This window comes from Parabacteroides sp. AF27-14 (assembly GCF_003635425.1).
GTDB classification, from domain to species: Bacteria; Bacteroidota; Bacteroidia; order Bacteroidales; family Tannerellaceae; genus Parabacteroides; species Parabacteroides distasonis.
The window spans coordinates 1-15,096 of record NZ_QTLZ01000036.1 but is presented as its reverse complement, the minus strand read 5'-3'; the positions used below and the strand labels follow the sequence as shown (position 1 = coordinate 15,096).

11 protein-coding genes are annotated in these 15,096 nt (G+C 50.6%); all 11 read right to left on the bottom strand.

Annotated features, from left to right (window positions below):
• Positions 1-14: 14 nt before the first annotated feature.
• Positions 15-4,325, bottom strand: a complete 4,311-nt coding sequence (locus DWY79_RS21185) for a CusA/CzcA family heavy metal efflux RND transporter (protein ID WP_122370353.1) — start codon at positions 4,323-4,325, stop codon at positions 15-17.
• Between the two features lie 214 nt (positions 4,326-4,539).
• A complete protein-coding gene (gene dapA / locus DWY79_RS21180; protein ID WP_122370351.1) occupies positions 4,540-5,433 on the bottom strand; it encodes a 4-hydroxy-tetrahydrodipicolinate synthase in 894 nt (297 codons plus the stop codon).
• A 52-nt stretch (positions 5,434-5,485) separates the two neighbouring features.
• Entirely contained in the window at positions 5,486-6,007 is a 522-nt protein-coding gene (locus DWY79_RS21175) for a hypothetical protein (RefSeq protein ID WP_048928418.1), read from the bottom strand.
• Positions 6,008-8,002 carry an NAD-dependent DNA ligase LigA gene (gene ligA / locus DWY79_RS21170; RefSeq protein ID WP_122370348.1) on the bottom strand — a complete coding sequence of 665 codons (1,995 nt, stop codon included), beginning with the start codon at positions 8,000-8,002 and terminating at the stop codon, positions 6,008-6,010.
• Between the two features lies 1 nt (position 8,003).
• Entirely contained in the window at positions 8,004-8,987 is a 984-nt protein-coding gene (locus tag DWY79_RS21165; protein ID WP_008772341.1) for a PCMD domain-containing protein, read from the bottom strand.
• 36 nt (positions 8,988-9,023) lie between these two features.
• Complete coding sequence (locus DWY79_RS21160) at positions 9,024-10,127, bottom strand: sulfotransferase (RefSeq protein ID WP_005857428.1); 1,104 nt, start codon at positions 10,125-10,127, stop codon at positions 9,024-9,026.
• Between the two features lie 3 nt (positions 10,128-10,130).
• Positions 10,131-11,573, bottom strand: a complete 1,443-nt coding sequence (cysN, locus tag DWY79_RS21155) for a sulfate adenylyltransferase subunit CysN (RefSeq protein WP_122370346.1) — start codon at positions 11,571-11,573, stop codon at positions 10,131-10,133.
• 12 nt (positions 11,574-11,585) lie between these two features.
• Positions 11,586-12,494, bottom strand: a complete 909-nt coding sequence (gene cysD, locus DWY79_RS21150) for a sulfate adenylyltransferase subunit CysD (protein ID WP_005857432.1) — start codon at positions 12,492-12,494, stop codon at positions 11,586-11,588.
• 8 nt (positions 12,495-12,502) lie between these two features.
• Complete coding sequence (cysC, locus tag DWY79_RS21145) at positions 12,503-13,114, bottom strand: adenylyl-sulfate kinase (RefSeq protein ID WP_005857434.1); 612 nt, start codon at positions 13,112-13,114, stop codon at positions 12,503-12,505.
• Positions 13,102-14,655: an SLC13 family permease gene (locus tag DWY79_RS21140; RefSeq protein ID WP_005857436.1), complete on the bottom strand. Its 1,554-nt coding sequence runs from the start codon at positions 14,653-14,655 to the stop codon at positions 13,102-13,104. The genes cysC and DWY79_RS21140 overlap by 13 nt, the downstream gene beginning before the upstream one ends.
• Positions 14,656-14,793: 138 nt before the next feature.
• On the bottom strand, positions 14,794-15,096 hold a 303-nt coding region (locus tag DWY79_RS21135; protein ID WP_233564030.1), incomplete at its 5' end, for a D-Ala-D-Ala carboxypeptidase family metallohydrolase.

The following is a 15,096-nucleotide window of genomic DNA, read 5'->3' as shown; positions in this document are numbered from 1 at the left end:
TACTATTTTTCTGGTTATCTACTATACAACTCCAACTCAAGCGCCGATATATTATAGGCATATACGGCCTCGATATATCCCCGCCGGATCTCCCGGGCGGCGTTCAGGCTTTGAACAAACTGCGTGATATCTGTCTCGTTCTCTTTGAACTGTACCGTCGCGCTCTTCAACAAAGCCTCCGCTTCCGGTAAAGCGCCGGTCGTATAATAGCGGATATGCTCTCCTTCCTTACGAAGCGCGACGCTCAACTCCTCCACCTTATTGTTCAATTGACGGATGTTACTCTCCGCTTCCGTACGGGCGATATAGGAATCGATCTTCGCTTGCCTTACCCGGCTATGCTGCGGGAAGAACAATACCGGGAACGAGATCCCGACCATCCAAGAGTCCAGACCGCTCAACGGGGCTATTTTCTGACGCACATATCCTACCGATAGTTCCGGGAAGAAACGGCTTCGTTCGATACGAAGCATGGCTTTCTTCTCATCGGCCACGCTCCGGAAATAATTCAGATGGATATCGGACGGAGCGATCTCGGCTACGCGAGCGGGGAATAAAACCAATGTCGTATCCATAGGCAGCAATGGGGAATCCGAATAACAAGTCCAAGAGAAACGACGGGTAGCCAATTGCAACTCCTCTTCCGCCTGCGACAAACGGGTTTGCAGATCGGCTACCAAGGTAGATGACATATTCCGCTCCAATAGCGTGATATCCCCTTGCTCATAACGCAACTGACTTGCCTTTCGCAAACGTCCGGCCCACTCGATCTGCTCTTTATACAAGGCACATAGATGAAAGGCATATTGATAATAAGCCCATGCCCGTTTTACCTCGGCCGTAATCTCCTTCTTCACCAAGTCCCGGTAATATTCTCCCGTGGTGACTTGACGGTTCACCAAGGCGTTCTTATAAAATGGGGTCAATAGAGAGCCTAAGGATTGCGTGATCTCCATCTGATTGTCGTTTCGTGTCTCACCGTTGATCTGCCCCCATGAATAATTAAAGGTGGTCGGTGACACCTCCCAGCTCTCTCCCCGTGAAGCACGACTACGTTCAATGGATGCCGTGGCAGTCTTCAGGCGAGGATGATTCTCCAAGGCGATCGTCACGGCTTCTTCCAACGACACCGTCTGTTGGGCATGCGTGGGGAATAAGATACCTAAAAAAAGAAGAAACGGCAATAGGCGCTTCAACCAGCGTTGGCGCTTCCAAGCGGCCGAGCTATTTACCAACCGATAAAATACCGGGATAATAATCAACGTCAAGATCGTGGAGACAATCAAGCCTCCGATCACGACCGTCGCTAACGGACGTTGCACCTCCGCGCCCGCGGACTTCGCTATCGCCATCGGCACGAATCCTAGAGAAGCTACCAAGCCGGTCAAGAATACGGGGCGAAGTAGATGCGGACATCCTTTCGCGAGGATACGATTCGTTGTCATTTGATATTTAGTTTGTTTTCGTAAGTTATTAAAATGATTAATCATTAATATACCATTCAAAACCGCTACGCCAAACAAGGCGATAAAGCCGACCCCCGCCGATATACTGAAAGGCAACCCTCGTAACCAAAGGGCCAGAATACCCCCGATCAAGGATAACGGGACGGTAGAAAATACCACCAGCGAGTAGGTAACACTCTTAAAGGCAAAGAACAATAGCAATAAGATCAATGACAAGGCGACCGGTATCACGATCGTAAGCGTATCGATCGCATTCTGCAAGTTCTCGAACTGGCCGCCATACTCAAAGTAGTATCCCGGTTCCAGCTTGATATGCTTGTCAAGGGTTTCTTGGATAGTACGCACGACTTTCTGGATATCAGCGTCACGGACATTCACCCCGATCACGATACGGCGTTTCGTGGCATCCCGGTTAATCTGTAGAGGCCCGTTGACCAGCTCGATCGTAGCGACCTCGCTAACCGGGATCTGGATTCCCTCGGCAGTCCGTACAAAGAGCTTATCCAAATTCAGATCCGCCACTTTATCGTTATCCAGACGAAGCACCAAGTCGAAACGTCGCTCATTCTCGAAAACGACACCCGCCGCCTCTCCCGCATAAGCCGTACGGATGATCGTGTTCAACTCCTCTATATTCATCCCGTAACGGGCGATCTTGGCACGATCGTAGTGTACGACCAATTGCGGTAGCCCCATCGCCTGCTCCACGATCACATCGGCGGCTCCCGGTACTTGCTCCACGAAAAGAGAGGCTTCCTTCGCCTTCTTATAAAGCTCCGCCATATCCTCTCCATATAGCTTGATCGCGATATCCGCCTTGGCTCCCGTCATCAATTCATTGAAGCGAAGCTGGATCGGCTGGCTGAAATTAAACTCCGCCCCCGTAATCGGTTCCAAGGAGGCCTTCATCTTCTCCACCATCTCCGCACGGCTGGAGGCCGAGGTCCATTCCTTGAAAGGTTTCATCACGATCATGATATCCGCGTCTTCCACCGCCATCGGGTCGGTCGGAACCTCGGCCGTTCCGATCTTGGCTACCACATGCTTGATCTCCGGGAAATTCTTCATCAAGGTCTCTTCCGCTTGCTTCGATAGCTCGATACTATGCGTCAGGGAACTACCGGCGGGAAGCGTCATCTGCATGGCGAAATCCCCCTCATCCAGCGTAGGGATAAACTCCGCCCCTAACCTCGTGAATAAGAAAAGGGACACAGCCAGAGCCGCGAAAGAACAAGCGATCGTTCCCCAGATATGACGCAAGCAGAAATGAAGCGTACGCCTGTAAACCCCGTTTAATTTCCCGAAGAAACGATCGGCGAATGTAGGCTTCGAAGAGATCGTACGCTTTAGGAACAGGGAGGCCATCATCGGCACGTAGGTGAGCGAAAGGATCAAAGCTCCGATAATACAAAATACCAAGGTCTTCGCCATGGGGGTAAAATACTTGCCCTCTATCCCGGTCAGCGTAAGTAGCGGGAAGAAGACGATCAAAATGATCAATACGGCAAAGGTAGCGCTCCGGGCGACATGACCGGCTCCGGCCTCGACCTCCCGGTCCATCTCCTCGGCAGAGAGCGTACGCCCCATCAACCGCCTCGAATAGATATGCGCCAATATCCCCTCCAATATAACGATCGATCCATCGACCACGATACCGAAATCGATGGCCCCCAAACTCATCAGGTTGGCGGAGACCCCGAAAACACGCATCAAGATAAAAGCGAAAAGCATCGCCAACGGGATCACGGAAGCCACGATCAAGCCGGCCCGCACATTCCCCAAGAAGATGATCAATACGATAAAGACGATCAACGCTCCCTCTATCAAGTTACGGATCACGGTGGATATATTTCGGTCTACCAATTCGGAACGATTCAAATAAGGTTCTACACGAACACCTTCCGGCAACATTTTCTGTACCCTTTCGACCCGTGCCTCCAGTTCCTTGGTCACGACATTGGCGTTCGCACCCTTCAACATCATGGCGATACCGCCCACGCACTCTCCCTCGCCATCCTTTGTCATGGCGCCAAAACGCTTGGCGGAACCAAAGCGAACCGAACCGACATCGCTTATATGAATCGGTATCCCTCCACGGTTCGTGATCACAATGCGCTCGATGTCCTTTATCTTGCCGATCATTCCCTCGCTACGGATGTAGTAAGCCTTATTGATTTTCTCGATATAACTGCCCCCTGTATTCTGGTTATTCCGGTTGAGTGCCTCGAACACCTCGCCGATCGTAATATTCAAGGAATAAAGGGCATCCGGATCTACCGCCACCTCATACTGTTTCAGATAGCCGCCAAAGCTATTGATCTCCACGATACCCGGTATACCGCTCAGTTGCCGTTTCACGATCCAGTCCTGAATGGTACGGAGTTCCATGGCGTCGTATTTCTCCTCATAACCGGGCTCCACGCTCAATACATATTGATAAATCTCGCCCAAGCCGGTCGTGATAGGCATCAGCTCCGGCGTACCCAGTTCCGTGGGGATTTCTCCCGCCACGGTTTGTATCTGCTCGTTTATAAGTTGGCGGGCATCTAAGGTAGGCACGCTTTCCTTAAATACGACCGTTACCAATGACAGGCCAAAGCGGGAAACGGAGCGGATCTCTTCCACGTTCATGATATTACTCATCGCTATCTCGATAGGCATGGTGATCAATTGCTCTACCTCTTGCGGGGCCAAGGTTGGCGATACCGTCACGATTTGCACTTGATTGTTCGTTATATCCGGTACGGCATCTATCGGTAAAGTCATCATGGCATAGATTCCTCCCAGAAGCAGAAACAAGGTTGTCAACCCAACGAATAGTTTCTTCTGAATAGAAAAATGGACAATCGCTTTAAACATCACTTCATTTATTTAATATAATGGTTACAAAAATAAAAGGTAAGCGTTTGCCTGCCCGACATAAAATAATGAAGTGACCGAAATCAAGGTTGAAGTATCGGTATGAGGAGTTGGAGCATATCTATAGAAAAAGGCTTCACATGCCCTCTATGACACATGAAGCCCCTTTTGTTATTCTATATAAATAATAAGAATCGTTGCCGTTAAAAGCGGATCAGCACTTAATGCTCAACTGTCGCAACACCTCACGGATCTTCTCATACGTGACGATACGTGTAGGAACCAAAGGCAAACGAAGCTTATTCTCGATAAAGCCCATCATATTCAGCATACTCTTCGCTCCGGCAGGATTTCCATCCACGAACAACAGGCTGAACAGCTCCGTGAAGCTGTGATGGATCGTACGTGCGCTATCATAATCACCCGCCAAGGCCAGACGTACCATACGGCTAAACTCACGAGGGAAGGCGTTACCGATCACGGAGATCACTCCCACCGCACCTAATGTCATTAAAGGGAAAGTAATACCATCGTCACCGGAGATCACGTTGAAACGGGCCGGCTTGTTCTTGATGATATCATCCATCTGGGTGATATTGCCGGAAGCCTCTTTCACGGCGATCACGTTATCGAACTCACGGGCGATACGAAGCGTAGTCTCGGCCGTCATGTTCACACCCGTACGCCCCGGTACGTTATAGAGTACGATCGGTAAATGAGTAGCGTTGGCGATCGCCTTGTAATGCTGGTAAATCCCTTCTTGGGAAGGCTTATTATAATAAGGTACGACCGAGAGGATAGCGTCGATACCCTCGAAATTATCTGTCTTCAATTTCTCGACAACCGACCGTGTACAATTACCTCCCACGCCTAATACGATAGGGATACGGCCCCGTACACGAGTCACTACCAAGTTTATAATGTTTTTCTTTTCTTCTTCCGTAAGTGTAGGGGTTTCCGCTGTAGTTCCCAGCACTACCAAATAATCCGTACCGTTCTGCACCTGATAATCCACCAGCTTGCCTAACGCCTCGTAGTCTACACTCTCATCTTCCTTGAATGGCGTGATCAACGCCACACCCATTCCTTTTAAATTTATGTCTGCCATGGGGAAAATATTCCTTTTTGTTATTTAGCACTGCAAAAATAAGGAAATTATATCATTTAGCACGGATGGAACGCAAATAAAATAATATCTGTCCGAATAAATACTGAATATCGTCCTTATCTGTTACAGTCAAGCCTAAGTCGTACCATTCTTGGCCCGGATACTTAATCCCGACCTTGAAGGCGGATGGATGCCGGAGAGCGATGTATTGCAAGGCATAACAACCCGGCCGGGTGATATCGATCAAGATATCCGCCTTGAGAGCGCCCACCTTTTCCAAGACACTATCGGAAGGGAATCCCCACGCGTTGAGATCGTTCTTTATATGTACAGGAATATTGGAATCGTCGAAAGGAATATCCGCTCCTCCGGACGGCACATATACACACGTCTTGATGTCCTTCTTCGCCTTGCGCAAAGGCTCCAAGGCCCTCATGACGTCCTCGTGATCCTCTATATTATACAAGACCAAAAGCGAACGTGCCTCATCCAAGGAAAGGGAACGATGCGGACGCTTGGCAGCGTCCGACACTAAAGCCTGTATCTTCTTCTTGATAAAATAATTCGTAAACATTTATTCCAGCATATTTAAGAACGCATCCTCGTTGATAATCTTCACACCCAGCTTCGCCGCTTTCTCCAGCTTGGCCGGTCCCATATTCTCGCCGGCAAGGATATAATCGGTCTTCCCCGAGACGGAGCCGCTATTCTTGCCGCCATGTTGCTCAATCATCGCCTTATACTCGTCACGTGAATGCTTGGAAAATGTCCCGCTGATCACGATCGTCAATCCTTTCAACTTCTCGGAACGGTTCGCCAATTGCTCTTCGGAAACCACCATCCGCAAGCCCTGTTCCTTTAATCGGTTCACCAACGTACGGTTCTTCTCGTCCGAGAAATAACTCAATACACTCTGGGCGATCCGCTCGCCGATCTCGTCCACGGCTACCAAATCCTCTAAGGACGCCTGCTCCAATGCCTCGATCGAGTGGAAAGCCGAGACCAAGCGTTTAGCGACCGTCTCTCCCACGAAACGAATCCCCAGACCGAACAAGACCCTCTCAAAAGGAACTTGCTTGGATTCCTCCAGACTCGACATCAGATTCTGGGCGCTCTTCTCCGCCCACCGTTCCAGACGCAATAAATCGGCAACCGTCAACGTATATAAGTCCGCCGAGTCTTTTACATAACCGGCGTTGTACAAATCCTCCACCGTTTCCGGGCCTATATTGATATTCATCGCCTTCCGGGTCACGAAATGCTCTATACGCCCCTTGATCTGAGGAGGACAGCCCGACTCGTTCGGACAGTAATGCGCCGCCTCTCCCTCCGGACGCACCAAAGGAGTCCCGCACTCCGGACACACACGGATAAAGCGGACCTTATCCCCCATCAGCATCGAACGAGCCTCCACGTTCACTCCCACGATCTTCGGGATGATCTCCCCGCCTTTCTCCACATACACTTGGTCGCCGATATGCAAGTCAAGCCCCTCGATAATATCGGCGTTATGCAAGGAAGCCCGCTTCACCACCGTCCCCGCCAACAATACGGGCTCGAGGTTCGCCACCGGAGTGACCGTCCCCGTCCGTCCCACTTGGAAAGAGACCGAGTTCAAGCGAGTCTCGGCACGCTCCGCCTGAAACTTATAAGCGATCGCCCAGCGAGGGCTTTTCGACGTAAAACCTAAGTTCCTCTGCTGACGAAGCGAGTTTACCTTCAACACGATTCCATCCGTCGCCACGGGCAGGTTCTTACGTTCCACATCCCAATATGCGATATAATCGAATATATCCTGTAGGCTCTGGCATTTACGGATCACGTCCGGAATCTTAAAACCCCATGCGCGAGCCGCCTGCAAATTCTCATAATGCCCTTCGGCCGGCAGGTTCTCACCCAATAAATAATAGAAATAAGCATCCAGCTTACGGGAGGCCACGATAGCCGGATTCTGCTGTTTCAACGTACCGGAAGCGGCGTTGCGAGGATTGGCGAACAAGGGTTCCTCCTGCTCCTCCCGCTCCTTATTCAAGCGATCGAACTCCGCCCAAGGCAGCAATACCTCGCCACGGATCTCGAACTCCTCCGGAAAATCAGAACCCCGGAGTCTTAATGGAACCGAACGGATGGTCTTGATATTCGCCGTCACGTCATCACCACGAGTGCCGTCGCCACGGGTCACGGCACGCGTCAAGCGTCCTTTCTCATAGGTCAAAGAGATAGAAGTACCATCATATTTAAGCTCCGCCACAATCTCGAAAGGCTCATTCAAGGAGCGGACCGTACGATCATAAAAATCTCGGATCTCATCCTCGGAGTACGTATTACCCAACGAAAGCATCGGATATTTATGTACCACTTGCTCAAACTCTTTCGAGAGGTCGCTCCCCACCCTCCGGGTCGGGGAATCCGGATCGGCGAACTCGGGATGCGCCGCCTCCAGTTCCTGCAACTCTTTCATCATCTTATCAAACTCAAAGTCTGATATTGTCGGTGCCGAAAGCACATAATAATTATAATTATGCCGCTCCAGCTCATCACGCAGGGCTTTTATCTTTGCTTCGACCATATTAGTATATTAATTCTACGTTGTCTATCCAAAACGTATTTCCCGGAGAGCCGATATAGGCCCCTCCGTGGCTGGAGGTGAACTGCAACACCATATGCGTAGGTGCCTCGCCCGGCTCCGCCCAGCCTACCTCTTGGATAGGAACGCTTTTTCCTTTACTATTTAACGTATAACGTTCCTCTACTTGTATACGCATATACGGTTTATATTCGGGTTTGGATGTTATATTTCCATAAAGGATCGGGTAAGTAGCGTCATTTACCCAATCAGGGGTAGATTCCGTATAGCGTTGCACCATCGTACCGACCCGCTTGGAATAAACATTCCCTTCCGCGTCTTCCCATCGTTTCTGCAACAACAAGATCACCGCCAAGGAATCCTGCCCGGCCACCGTACTCTTACGGCTGAACCCCGTACTACGTACCCGATTCTTCTCGGGAGCGGCTTTCACCTTATAATCAAACCGCAACGCTTTCGGCTTCTTGGAGAAAGGCACTCCTGATTGTAACATCGCTTGAGGGTTTTTTGTTCCCTTGATCGGCTCATGCACCGTACCCAAGAAAACGGAGCCGGCGGCGATCACCTCGATATCCACCAAACCGAAAACCTTCACGCTCTCATAACGGGTCTCCATGCGGGCGCACATCCCATCCCCCCGTTTCTCCGGGAAAACAGACGTATTGGTTTTCACCACTCCCGCCACTTTCGCCATCACGTTGGAAGTAGCCCACGGAGAACCGCCCATATTACGAAACGCCGTATTACCGACAATCGTATCCGAGGGCCCCAGCTCATAAAGCCATTTCGTATTTCCCCCGATAATGCCAGACTCATGAATCTCACGGACAATCCAATTATCCATGTCTCCATAAGCGAAGGGCACCACATTCTCCGATGTCACCCCATCCCCGTCCGCGAGAACCACGGACAAAGGCATACAAGCGATTGCCAAAAATAACGCTTTCTTTCTTAAACTCAAACCCATCCCTCTATCAATTTAATACCTATCTAACCCTTTTATTTATAAGCTATAGCCCCATTCCTTCAAGGCCATGCCCCAATTTTCCTCTACGAGCCGGACCGTACGATCCTCGTACTTGTATTGGTTCTTCTTGTAGCCCTTCTTCTTGCCCAGATACTTCTCTATATCCGCCTTAGACTCCTTAAAGCCGGGTAAGTTTAATGACCCGTAAATATTTTCCGTCATGGCGAAAGCGTCTTTCTCGAAATCCTCGAACTTCACTTCCACCAGATTGCCTTCCGGTATCAGGTGCTTCTCTTCCTCGTACTTGTAGAAAAGACGGCGATATACCTCGATGAAGTTCGCCTCGATCTGCTCGTTCGTGATATCCTGCAAACGCAATGGCTGGATCGTATTCGTAAAGAAACTGCGGGTACTCTCGAATACCGTATACGGATTTCGCTTCAAGTAGATGAACTTAGCGTTCGGGAACATCTCCAGCAATGTCTTCACACGCCCCGTATGCGGTGGGTTCTTGCTCAAATACTGCGTACCGTTCGTATTCCAGAGGGAAACCTTAACCAGACGCATGAAAGTATCCATGAAGATCCGCCGCTCCTCCTCCGTGATATCGTTAAACAATAAGTAACGATCGCAATACTCCATCCAGCGTTTCGGGAAGAACCAGAAATTATAATATGTATAAGGCATCATGTTCGACAAGGCGAACTCCTCCTCTTGCGGAAGATCCACCTTCAACTCCATATTATCGGTCGGACGCTTATCCGGCATCAAGAAAGCCATGTTCTTCTTGAAGAAAGGCTGCCCCCAGAGCATCAGGTGCGGGAATACCGTCTGGTACGTCGTGGTATAACCGAAATGCTTATCGCAGGCGAAGATGTTATGAACAAAAGTCGTACCACTCCGCCAATGCCCCAAGATAAACAAGGGGTCCATCTCGAGCGGCTTATCGGCCAATTTCTTGAACCGGCTATCCTCGATCGGCTTCAAGGCGCTCAACAGGCGGCAAACACCGGTCGTAAGGCGATACTTCCCCTTAAAGCCCTTGTCTATCTGCTGCCGGGCCGTCACCTTTCTGAACGTATCCCAATCCGCCCCGACCAACGTATTGATCGGTAGCTTATCAAACTCCAACAATCCCATATCCTATCGTTTTTCCGTTATACATTTCACAGATACGCCCTGCCGGCCCAACTCCTCACAAACCTTACGGACCGCCTCATAGTGCTCCTCTCCGATTCCCATCTCCGGGAGGTTCAAGGTAGCCAAAGCGTCTTCCGTCACCATATCTTTAGCGTCCACACGGTCGATGATCATACCCACGGCGGACGTATTATTCGTAATCGGATCGATCAAGATAAACGAGCCGGTCTGCTTATTCCTCCTATACGGATCGAAGAACAACTCCTTGCCGGTAGTAAATACCACACGGCCGATCTCGTTCAGCTCCAGATGATCCACGGAAGATTGCTCCATCGTGTTCACGTTCACCTTATAGCGGATACTATCCACACGGGCACGTGTCGTATGAGTGGTCTGCTTGATGTAGAACTGCTTGTTCACGTCCATGGCTTCCTCATCCATCCACACCAGCATGGCCTCGAAATTACGGTCGCAGATCGGCAAGTTATCCGGGTGCACCAGCATCTCCCCACGGGAGATATCGATCTCGTCCTCCAAGGTGATCGTAATACATTGAGGAGGGAAAGCCTGCTCCAACTCACCCTCGTAGGTGACGATGCTCTTTACCTTCGAGGTCTTCCCGGAAGGCAACGCCATCACCGTATCTCCCTTACGCACGATACCGCTAGCCACCTTGCCGCTAAACCCACGGAAATCCAGATTCGGGCGCAACACGTATTGCACCGGATAACGGAAGTCCTCGTAGTTACGATCCAAGTCGATAGGCACGTTCTCCAGATAATCCAATAAAGATGTACCCTCGTACCAAGGCGTGCGATCACTCTTCTCCACCACGTTATCGCCATCCAAGGCCGACAAGGGGATATACGTGATATCCGGGATATCCAGCGGCTCCACGAAACGTTTATAATCCGCCACGATCCGGTCGAACGTATCCTTGTCGAAGTCCACCAAGTCCATCTTATTCACGGCCAGTACCACATGCTTGATCCCCAGCAAAGATACCAGATAGGTGTGACGGCAGGTTTGCGTGATCACGCCCGTGCGGGCATCCACCAAGATGATCGCCAGATTCGCCGTGGAACCACCCGTGATCATATTCCGGGTGTACTGCTCGTGCCCCGGGGTGTCGGCGATGATGAACTTACGGTTGTTCGTGCTGAAATAACGGTAAGCCACATCGATCGTGATACCTTGCTCACGCTCGGCCTTCAAGCCATCCAGCAACAAAGCGTAGTCGATATGCTCGCCGGCGTTGCCCATACGCTTGCTGTCACGCTCCAAGGCATCCAACTGATCCTCGTATATTTTCTTACTATCAAACAGCAATCGGCCTATCAAGGTCGATTTGCCATCATCCACCGAGCCGGCGGTCAAGAATCTCAGCAGGTCCTTCTGCTCGTCCTTATCTAGGAATTCCTTTATATTTAATTTTGTATCTGCCATGTCTCTTCTGTGTTAAAAATACCCTTCCCGTTTCTTCTGCTCCATACTAGCGTCTTGATCGAAGTCGATCACACGGGTCGTACGCTCGCTCTTCGTCGTGGTCATCATCTCCTCCACGATTTTCTCGATCGTATCCGCCTCGCTCTCCACGGCGCCGGTCAGCGGCCAGCAGCCCAACGTACGGAAACGGACCATACGCATACGGATCTGGTCCCGGTATTGCTCCGGCAAGCGGTCGTCGTCCGCCATGATCAAATTACCGTCGATCTCCACGCACGGACGCTCCTTGGCGAAATACAAGGGAACGATCGGGATATTCTCCAGACGGATATATTGCCAGATATCCAGCTCCGTCCAGTTCGATAGCGGAAATACACGGATGCTCTCGCCCTTATGCACACGGGCGTTATAGATATCCCACAACTCCGGGCGCTGGTTCTTCGGGTCCCATTGATGGAACTTATCGCGGAACGAGAAGATACGTTCCTTCGCACGGCTCTTCTCCTCGTCACGACGGGCGCCGCCGAAAGCGGCGTCGAACTTATATTTATCCAAGGCATGAAGCAAGGCCTGCGTCTTCATCAAGTCCGTATGCACCTTGCTTCCATGCGTGAACGGGCCCACGCCCGCGTGGAAAGCCTCCATATTAGACTCCACGATCAAGTTCCAGCCGAATTTCTTCGCGTAAGAATCACGGAACTCTATCATCTCCTTAAACTTCCATTTCGAATCGATGTGCATCAACGGGAAAGGAACCTTACCCGGAGCGAAAGCCTTCTCGGCCAGACGGACCATCACGGAAGAATCCTTCCCGATGGAATAAAGCATAACAGGATTCTCGAACTCGGCGGCTACCTCACGGATGATGTGGATAGACTCGGCCTCCAGCTCCTGTAAATGACTTAACTTGTAATCAGACATATCTTTTTTCAGTGTTTAATTTCTACTTTCGGTACGATCAACTCCAACAACCGGTTCACGGATTGCTCCACGCTCAATACGGAGGTATCCAAGGACAGGTCCGGACGCTCCGGTGCCTCGAACGGGGCGGAAACCCCGGTAAACTCCTTGATCTCGCCTTTCCGGGCCTTGGCATACAGGCCTTTCACGTCACGGCGTTCGCACTCGGCGAGCGGCGTACTTACGTAAACCTCCAAGAAATCCGCTTTACCGATGATAGCGGACGCCATCTCTCTCAACTCATTGTTCGGGCTGATAAAAGCCGCTATGGTTATAACACCCGTATCGACAAACAGTTTACCCACCTCGGCGATCCGGCGTATATTCTCCACCCGGTCCTCCGGCGAGAACCCGAGATTATTGTTGATACCACTACGGATATTATCCCCGTCGAGGATGCGGCAAAGCAATCCCCGTTTATGCAACTCACGCTCCAAAGCGATAGCGATCGTGCTTTTCCCCGAGCCACTCAAACCCGTGAACCACACCATCACGCCCCTTTGCCCCAAAAGCGCCTCTTTATCCTCACGACCCAGCATACGGTCGAAAATCGGATAGATATTATTTTCTAAAACTTCCATATCATAGGTATTACAAACACGGAGATCAAGAACGTGATCAAGTTCAAGGGCAAGCCCACCTTCACGAAATCCGTGAACTTATAGCCTCCCACGCCTTGTACGATCAGGTTGGTCTGGTAGCCGATCGGCGTACTGAAACTAGCCGACGCCGCCATACAGATCACGACAAAGAATGGGGTCGGATCAACGCCTAATTGCGTAGCTACCGACAAAGCGATCGGGAAGCTCAATGCCGCCGCAGCGTTATTCGTGATCAACTCCGTAAATATATTGGTAATAATAAATAGAATCGCCAGCAACGCATACGGCCCCAAATTGTCGGCCATACCGATTATATGGCGGGCTATCATGGAGGCAAAGCCGGAATTCTCCATGGCCTTGCTGATAGCGAAAGCGCAAGCGATCGTTATCAAGATATCCCAAGAAATGTATTTCGTGTATTTTTTAGGCGGGAAAAGCTTCGTCCACGCCATGATGATTGTCGTAATACAGACAAAGAAGAACATATCCAAGCGCATACTTGGAACGGCCTCTTTCACGACTGGCAACTCTCCTACCGTCGCCCCCGTAATCATAAAGATCAACAGTCCTAAAGCCAGCCAACGTTTCTTCTTCGATACCGGCTCCGTTGCCTCATTACCATTCGCCAACATCAAGAAGACACTAGACTCACCCCATGTAGGGATAAAAGAATCGTCCGCCCACAACACCAAGGTATCGCCCTCATGCAACACCACCGTATCCAGATTACGGGTAAAACGCTGTCCGCCGCTTTTCACCTCTTTCACGATCGCCCCGTAATGGCGGGTAAAGTTAAACTCTCCCAAGGTCTTGTTGATACCCGGGAAGCGTGCGCCCAGCACGGCCTCCACCCGGTGGAAATTCCCGGGATTCTCATCCTCCCCGTCTTCGGATACCGTATCCGTCCTCGAGTCCGGAAGCAGCTTGTTCGAGAAAGCGAACAAATATAAAATACCGGCGATAGCGATAAAAATACCGACTTTCCCCAGCTCAAACATCGTAAAGCCCTCATATCCCGCCTCCAGAATCATGCCGTGCACCACCAGATTCGTAGAAGTACCGATCAAGGTACATATACCGCCCAATATCGTGACATACGAGAGAGGGATCAAGAATTTCGTGGCCGGAAGCTTCACCGCCTCCGCCCATCGCTTGATGATCGGGGCGAAAATAACCACCACCGGCGTATTATTCAGGAACGCCGACACGAAAGCTACGGGCGGGAGCATCCTCGCCTGCGCCTTGAAGACGGTGGTCTTCCCCTCGGGAAGCAGTTTCTTGATCAATTGGCCTAAAGCCCCGCTCTGCCGCACTCCCTCACTGACAAGGAAGAGCATGGCTACGGTTATCATCCCTTTATTGCTAAAGCCCTCCAGCATCTCCTTGGGAGTAAGAATGCCTACGCAGAGAAAAAACACGACCACTGTCAGAAGAACCATTCCCGGCCGCATCTTATCCCATACCAAGGCTGCGATCATGCCGATCAGGGCCAGCAACACAAACACTATATCAAAATTCATGTATTTACTTTTAAGAGCGCAAAAATAATAAGAATACTCAAGTGCGCACTCCTTTCGCTAACCTATTTTTAGGATTATATGGGATATAGACCAATAATGATTGATTCTGGGCCAACTTATTGCGTATATCCAGAGCTGTCATTCTCGAATTATTTGTTTCCTGTTCGCTCCATTTTTGTAAGACAAGTGCAAGAATTTCTTTTTCCTGTACACGATCGCTTGGTCGAACGACAGGCCGCTATCTATCAATACTTCCAGCAATCGCTCCGGGCCGCAGGCGGCGTAGCAATCGGCGGCCTCGCCCCTTGTGTGCTGGGAGTTGACGACACCGCCTACCAAGCGATTTACCTCCGGGCAACGATAGCCGCTGGTAATGGCGATAGGCTCGCCGAGGCGGTCTCGCAAAGGCTGGATCAATTGCGTGATAAGCAGCCGGATAGC

Coding starts and splice junctions, on each gene's coding strand:
- ligA (WP_122370348.1), bottom strand. CDS start 8,002: ATGGTCGAAGCAAAGATAAAAGCCCTGCGTGATGAGCTGGAGCGGCAT.
- cysN (WP_122370346.1), bottom strand. CDS start 11,573: ATGGCAGATACAAAATTAAATATAAAGGAATTCCTAGATAAGGACGAG.
- cysD (WP_005857432.1), bottom strand. CDS start 12,494: ATGTCTGATTACAAGTTAAGTCATTTACAGGAGCTGGAGGCCGAGTCT.
- DWY79_RS21160 (WP_005857428.1), bottom strand. CDS start 10,127: ATGGGATTGTTGGAGTTTGATAAGCTACCGATCAATACGTTGGTCGGG.
- cysC (WP_005857434.1), bottom strand. CDS start 13,114: ATGGAAGTTTTAGAAAATAATATCTATCCGATTTTCGACCGTATGCTG.
- DWY79_RS21165 (WP_008772341.1), bottom strand. CDS start 8,987: ATGGGTTTGAGTTTAAGAAAGAAAGCGTTATTTTTGGCAATCGCTTGT.
- DWY79_RS21185 (WP_122370353.1), bottom strand. CDS start 4,325: ATGTTTAAAGCGATTGTCCATTTTTCTATTCAGAAGAAACTATTCGTT.
- DWY79_RS21140 (WP_005857436.1), bottom strand. CDS start 14,655: ATGAATTTTGATATAGTGTTTGTGTTGCTGGCCCTGATCGGCATGATC.
- dapA (WP_122370351.1), bottom strand. CDS start 5,433: ATGGCAGACATAAATTTAAAAGGAATGGGTGTGGCGTTGATCACGCCA.
- DWY79_RS21175 (WP_048928418.1), bottom strand. CDS start 6,007: ATGTTTACGAATTATTTTATCAAGAAGAAGATACAGGCTTTAGTGTCG.